This window comes from Gordonia aurantiaca, assembly GCF_039939235.1.
Classification (GTDB): Bacteria; Actinomycetota; Actinomycetes; order Mycobacteriales; family Mycobacteriaceae; genus Gordonia.
Map to the genome: position 1 here is coordinate 317585 of NZ_JBDUUF010000005.1, position 6245 is coordinate 323829.

The 6245-nt window shown below is 70.4% G+C and carries 6 protein-coding genes; 2 read left to right on the forward strand and 4 right to left on the reverse strand.

Annotated features, from left to right (window positions below; genetic code table 11):
• Nucleotides 1-218 precede the first annotated feature (218 nt).
• A complete protein-coding gene (locus ABFT43_RS12765) occupies nt 219-737 on the forward strand; it encodes a M23 family metallopeptidase (RefSeq protein ID WP_347960707.1) in 519 nt (172 codons plus the stop codon).
• 17 nt (nt 738-754) lie between these two features.
• On the opposite strand, the gene ABFT43_RS12770 is transcribed toward ABFT43_RS12765, so the two are convergent.
• Nucleotides 755-1639, reverse strand: a complete 885-nt coding sequence (locus ABFT43_RS12770) for a tyrosine recombinase XerC (RefSeq protein WP_347960737.1) — start codon at nt 1637-1639, stop codon at nt 755-757.
• Between the two features lie 123 nt (nt 1640-1762).
• Nucleotides 1763-2635 carry a siderophore-interacting protein gene (locus ABFT43_RS12775; protein WP_347960708.1) on the reverse strand — a complete coding sequence of 291 codons (873 nt, stop codon included), beginning with the start codon at nt 2633-2635 and terminating at the stop codon, nt 1763-1765.
• 136 nt (nt 2636-2771) lie between these two features.
• Here ABFT43_RS12775 and ABFT43_RS12780 point away from each other — a divergent pair, with 136 nt between their 5' ends.
• The gene (locus ABFT43_RS12780) at nt 2772-3365 is read left to right on the forward strand and encodes a TetR/AcrR family transcriptional regulator (protein ID WP_347960709.1); all 594 of its coding nucleotides are present in this window, start codon (nt 2772-2774) and stop codon (nt 3363-3365) included.
• A gap of 11 nt (nt 3366-3376) precedes the next feature.
• Here ABFT43_RS12780 and dprA read toward each other — a convergent pair whose 3' ends face one another.
• Both dprA and ABFT43_RS12790 read right to left on the reverse strand, forming a co-directional pair.
• Complete coding sequence (gene dprA / locus ABFT43_RS12785) at nt 3377-4513, reverse strand: DNA-processing protein DprA (protein ID WP_457590144.1); 1137 nt, start codon at nt 4511-4513, stop codon at nt 3377-3379.
• Nucleotides 4507-6015, reverse strand: a complete 1509-nt coding sequence (locus ABFT43_RS12790; protein WP_347960712.1) for a YifB family Mg chelatase-like AAA ATPase — start codon at nt 6013-6015, stop codon at nt 4507-4509. The genes dprA and ABFT43_RS12790 overlap by 7 nt, the downstream gene beginning before the upstream one ends.
• Nucleotides 6016-6245 lie beyond the last annotated feature (230 nt).

Here is a 6245-nt window from a genome sequence, read left to right on the forward strand (position 1 = left end):
CCCTGGCGCCCGCCACCGGGTGTCACCCGGACCGGCCATGGAGACCGTGCCCGGGACCGCTCACTCGGCGTGTGTTCGCAGGCGCGCGAAGTCACCTCATCAACAGCCGATGAGGTGCGCAGAGGAGTTTACGCCCGTCGACCAGCGAGAACCAAAACACGGCGGTCGTCTCCGACGCACGGATGGATCCGTCCGGCCCTCCGGTGCGTCGAAGAGGTATGCCGACCGTCGTCCGCAGTGTCCTGATCATCCTCGTCGTCACCGTCTGCCCGCCGTGTCCCGCGGCGGTCGCCGAGACGCGTGGCTATTCCGCCCCACTTCGCCCGAAGCCCCTGGTGGTGACCGGTTTCGATGCCCCGGACAAGCGCTGGCTTCCGGGCCATCGCGGGGTCGATCTGGCTGTCGTACCGGGGACTCCCGTGACGGCAGCCGGGGCCGGGCGGGTGCGGTTCGCCGGCGAGGTCGCCGGGCGCGGCGTCGTCTCGATCGCCCACCCCGACGGGATCATCACCACCTATGAGCCCGTGACGGCATCGGTCCGCCGGGGCTCGCATGTGTCGCGGGGCGAGGTGATCGGCACGGTCGGCTCCGGCCACGCGGGATGCCCGGCGGTGGCGTGTCTGCACTGGGGCGCCCGGCGCGGCGCCGGGCGGTCGGCCGAGTATCTGGATCCGCTCGGCCTGCTGGGCGCGATCCGGGTCCGGCTCAAGCCGGTCGATGCCCCGGGCGACGGGTGATCGGGCGGCGCGCATGATCAGGCCCGCGGATGCGCCTGGCGATGAACGGCACGGAGCCGCTCGACGCTGACGTGCGTGTAGATCTGGGTGGTCGCCAGCGACGAGTGGCCGAGCAACTCCTGCACCACACGCAGGTCCGCGCCGCCTTCGAGGAGATGGGTGGCCGCGCTGTGCCGCAGGCCGTGCGGCCCCATCGCCGGCCCCCCGGCCGCCTCGACCGCGCTCGACACGACGCTGCGGGCCATGCGCTGGTCCAGACGTCGTCCCCGTGCGCCGAGCAGCAGCGCAGGTCCCGATTCATCGGTGGCCAGCTTCGGCCGGCCCCGCCGCAGCCAGTCGTCGAGTGCGCGGGCCGCCGGGTCCCCGTAGGGGACCGACCGTTCCTTGTCGCCCTTGCCGATGACCCGCAGGATGCGCCGACCGGTGTCGACGTCGTCGACGTCGAGGCCGCAGAGTTCGCCGACGCGAATCCCGCTCGCGTAGAGCAGCTCGACGATGAGCCGATCGCGCAGCGCGATCGGGTCGTCGGGGTCGCGGTCGGCGGTGGTGGCCACGATCGTGGCTTCCGCCTGTGCGGGCGCGAGGACCGCGGGCAGCGTGCGATGCGCCTTGGGCGCCTTGAGCCGTTGCGACGGATCGGTCGCCATGATCCCCTCGCGAACGGCCCACGCGCAGAACGTCTTCGCCGCAGACACCTGGCGCGCGACGGTCGTTCGGGCCGCGCCGCGCCGCGTGAGTTCGGCCAGCCATGCGCGCAGCAGTGCGAGATCGATGTCCGCCGCGGCGACCCCGCGCGCACCCGCGAACGACAGCAACGACCGCGCGCCACCGACGTAGGCGCGGATGGTGTGTTCGCTGCGGCCCGCTTCCAGGCGCAGGTGGTCGGCGAAGTCGTCGAGCATGCCCGTCAGCACAGCGCGCGTCGGCGGCCGGTGCAACCGCACACGCTCATCGTGGCCGGATCGATACCGCCTGCGCGATCGATATTGCCTGCGCGCGCAACGGCTTCGGTCCGGTCGCCGGATTCAGCCCTGCGCTCCAGCGGTGGCGCCTTCCTCGGCGGCACGGAGTTCGGCCTTCCACTTGCGGAAGCCCTCCTCGGTGCGCCCGCGGCGCCAATATCCGGAGATGGACGCGTTGGCGGCGCCCACGCCGCGCTCCTTGCGGATGTAGCCGCGCAGGTTCTGCATGACCGCCTGCGCCTCGCCGTGGATGAACACGTGGGGTTCGCCGTCGAGCCATTCGGCCTCGCGGACGGCGGCGATGAGCGGGGCGTTGTCGCCCGCGCGCGAGTCGTCGACCTCGCCGGCCGGTCCGCCGCGGTACACCCAGGTGATCTCGGCGCCGGGTGGCGCGATGAGGTCGAGTTCGTCCTCAGGACCGGCGACCTCGATGAACACCTTGGCGATCGCGTCGTCGGGTAGCGCCTCGAGGGCCGCGGCGAGCGCGGGTAGACCCGCCTCGTCGGAGGCCAACAGGTGCCAGGGGGCGTCGCGGCGCGGGCGGTAGCCGCTCCCGGGCCCGAGGAACCGGACGGTGATGCCGGGTTCGACGGTCTTCGCCCACGGACCCGCGATGCCCTCGTCGCCGTGTACGACGAAGTCGACGAGGATCTGGCGGTTCTCGGCGTCGACACGGCGGACGGTGTAGGTCCGCAGGATCGGCATCTGGTCGGCCGGCAGGGTCGCCCGGAGTTCCTGCAGGTCGAACGGCTCGGGATAGGTGACACCCTCGGGCGCGAAGATGAACTTCACGTACATGTCGGTGTCGGGCTCCCCCGACGAGCCGACCGCGACCTGGAAGTCGTCGAATCCCTCGCCCCCGAGATACAGACGGACGAAGTGGGGACCGATCTGCTCACGCCGGAGCACCGTCATCGTGTTCACACGCTTGGCCATGCGAACACCCTACGCCATGAGTTAGGCCGACCTAAGTTATGAAGGGTTGTAAGGTTTGCTCTCAATGCGGCGATGTGATCTGTGAATTTGCCATTCTTCACATCACTCGTCGTGAGACCCGAGCAGAGGCGGTCGCATGCCCAACCGGCCCGTGGAGCACCCACCCGTCGAGGACCGCCCTGCGCGCAGGAACTCTCGACTGGCCACCTCCGACTGGCTGGACGCCGCACTCGAGGTCCTCGTCGAGGAAGGCATCGGCGGCCTGAAGATCGCGAGCCTGTCCACCCGCCTCGGGGTGACGAAGGGCAGTTTCTACTGGCATTTCGCCGACGTCGGGGCGATGAAGTCGGCGCTCGCCACCCACTGCCGGCAGGTCCGGTCCGAGGTCGTCGCCGAGCTTGCGGCGCTGGAGGACCGGCCGCCACGGGAACGCATCGAGGGCATGACCCGACTGCTGTCGGACCCGCACCGCTGGCGGATGGAGGCCGCGATGCGGCGCTGGGCAGAGACCGAACCCTCGATGGCCGAGTCGATCTCGGAGCTCGACGACCGGGTCTTCCGGATCACCGAGCAGGCCATGCGCGACCTCGGCTTCGACGAGGCGGAGGCACATGCGCGCGCGACGACCCTTCTGTACGCCGGGATCGGGTACGTCTACGCCCAGCACCGGATCGGCGAGGCGACGGTCGAGGACCTTCGAATCTTCGTGGAGATGCTGACGAGGAGGTGAGCCCGCCCGGGTCATCCGGTACTCAGCTTCCACCGACCGCCGGCGTTCTCGACCAGGCCGCCGACGTCGAGCCTGGCCAACGCCGCGCGCACCACCGGGACCTCGAGTCCGGCCGCGAAGGCGATCTCCTCGATGCCCACGCCCCCGCGCGCCGGAATGGCGTCGTGCACGCGCAGTTGCTCCTCGGTCAGGCCATCGGTGGGCTTCAGGCGACCCCGGCCGACGTCACCCCCGCCGTCGGGTCGGACGAGGTTCACCGCCGATGCGACGTCGGCAACCAGCACCGCCAGGCCGTCGGCGATCATCCGGTGACAACCCACCGAGGTCGACGAGGTGACCGGGCCGGGCACCGCACCGAGCGGACGTCCCAGCTTCCGCGCCCACGCCGCGGTGTTGGCGGCGCCGGAACGCCGGCCGGCCTCGACGACGATCGTCCCGCCGGACAGCGCGGCGACGAGTCGGTTGCGGGTGAGGAAGCGGTGTCTGGCCGCGGTCGTCCCGGGCGGGTACTCGCTGATCACCGCACCGGTACGGGCGATCTCGCCCAGCAGCGCAGAATGCGAGGCCGGGTAATCGCGGTCGATCCCGCACGCCATCACCGCCGCGGTCATTCCCCCGCCGGCCACGACCGCCTTGTGCGCGACACCGTCGATTCCGAAGGCGCCGCCGGAGATCACCGAGAACCCCTCGGCCGACAGCCCCGAGGCGAGCATCCCGGTCACATGTCTTCCGTAATCCGATGCTGCACGGGAACCGATGAGCGCCAACGAATCCGCGACGAGCTCGTCGAGTCGAGCGGGGCCGCGCACCCACAACGCGAGGGGTTCGCCACCGCGCGCCGCCGTGTCCGCCTGACCAAGTGCGAGCAGCGACCAGGCCGGCCATTCCGGGTCCGAGCGGGTCACCAGGCGTGCACCGACCTGCGCCGCCGCGTCGAGATCATCAGCGGCGCACTCGGAGTCGTGACGTGCGGCGGTGACTGCCAGGACCGGATCGAATCCGTCCGGGACGGAGCGTCGTCGGATGGCTGACGCGGCGTCGGTGGGACCCATCGCGTCGACGAGCTCGATCACCTCGGCACACGGCGGTTCGGCGACGCGCGCGAGGTAGGCCCAGGCCAGGAGCTCTTCCGGGTACCCGGTCACCAACTGGCCCCTCGATCTCGGTACAGGAGTGCCTGTGCGACATCGTCTTCGACGGGTCGGTCGGCACCGCGTAGGTCGCAGAGTGTCCACGCCAGACGCAGGGCACGGTCGGCTCCCCGCGCGGTGACCCGGCCGTCACGCAGGAACAGTTCGATGGGCCGGAGCACGTCGGACGGAAGCGGAAACTTCTGTCGCAACGCCGAGCCGGGGACCTCGGCGTTGGTGCGCCACCCGAATTCGGACCAGCGTTCGATCGCGGCCGCACGAGCCGCGGTCACCCGGGCACGGACGTCTGCACTCGTCTCCCCCGTCCCGCTCATCAGGGCGGCATCCCCCGGCGGGTCCATGCGAACGCGGATGTCGACACGGTCCATCAGCGGCCCCGACAGCTTGCCGAGGTAGCGGCGTCGTGCGACCGAGGTGCACACGCAGTCGACGTCGTGCGCAGGTGCACACGGACACGGATTCGCCGCGAGGATCAACTGGAACCGCGCGGGATAGGTGGCGACACCATCCCGTCGCGGTACCCGGACCTCCCCGTCCTCGAGCGGTTCCCGAAGCGATTCCAGGACATGGCTGCTCATTTCCGCGCATTCGTCCAGGAACAGCACCCCGCGATGGGCCTTGGACACCGCACCCGGGCGTGCGAACCCCGTTCCGCCGCCGAGCAGCGCGGTGGTCGACGAACTGTGGTGCGGTGCGACGAACGGCGGTTCGGTGATGAGCGGACGGCCCGGAGACAGCTCACCGACCAGGGAGTGGATGGCCGTCACCTCGAGCGAGTCCTCGAGTCCGAGCGGTGGCAGGATGCCGGGCAGTCGGCGCGCGAGCATCGTCTTGCCGATCCCCGGCGATCCGGTCATCAGGACGTGATGCGCTCCGGCGGCGGCGATCTCGAGCGCATGCCGTGCCTCGTGCTGGCCGACGACGTCGGCCATGTCGGGCACCGGTGGCGGTGGTATGGCGGCCACCTCGTGCACGGTGTCGAGCGCGTGATGCCCCTCGAGCCACCCGGTCACCTGCTTCAGACTCGACGCCCCTCCGACGTCCACCCCGTCGACCAGCGCGGCCTCCGCGACGGTCTCGATGGGCACGACCGCTCGCCGGTACCCCGCCCTTCGCGCCGCGATGACCGCAGGCAGGACTCCGCGGATCGGCCGTATGTTGCCGTCGAGTCCGAGCTCGCCGAGAAACACCGTCGACGCGAGCATCTCGGAGGACACCTGATCCGTCGCCGCGAGCACGGCCACGGCCATGGCCAGGTCGAATCCGGAGCCGACCTTCGGCATGTCGGCCGGTGACAGCGCGACGGTGACCTTCAACTCGGGGAACTGCAATCCCGAGTTCCGGATCGCCGCCCGCACACGGTCGCGCGCCTCACGCACCGACGGGTCCGGGTTGCCGGTGACCGCGAACCCCGGCAACCCCGAACTGATACTCGCCTGCACGTCGACGACGTGCGCGGCAAAGGCATTGAGCCCCACTGCCTGTGTCTGACCCAGCATGGGAACAGTGTGGCGGTGGGTGGAGGCGCCCAGCCGTGGTCGCCATCCGAGCGCAGTCGATCTGGGGAAGAACACGGGTTTCCCACAACGGTGGGCGAACCCGCGATGACAGTGTCCCGTGGGGTGGTGGACTTTGGGTCGGCGTGGGTTCACGCGTGGTGATCAACGAGTCATGGTGAATGCTAGGCGATTTGATGTTGTTTGGCCACGGGTTCAGCGGCGGCCTGTTT

Excerpts from the sequence above, each read along its gene's own strand:
- ABFT43_RS12780 (WP_347960709.1), top strand. The coding sequence starts at position 2,772 with ATGCCCAACCGGCCCGTGGAGCACCCACCCGTCGAGGACCGCCCTGCG.
- ABFT43_RS12765 (WP_347960707.1), top strand. The coding sequence starts at position 219 with ATGCCGACCGTCGTCCGCAGTGTCCTGATCATCCTCGTCGTCACCGTC.
- ABFT43_RS12775 (WP_347960708.1), bottom strand. The coding sequence starts at position 2,635 with ATGGCCAAGCGTGTGAACACGATGACGGTGCTCCGGCGTGAGCAGATC.
- ABFT43_RS12770 (WP_347960737.1), bottom strand. The coding sequence starts at position 1,639 with ATGCTCGACGACTTCGCCGACCACCTGCGCCTGGAAGCGGGCCGCAGC.
- ABFT43_RS12790 (WP_347960712.1), bottom strand. The coding sequence starts at position 6,015 with ATGCTGGGTCAGACACAGGCAGTGGGGCTCAATGCCTTTGCCGCGCAC.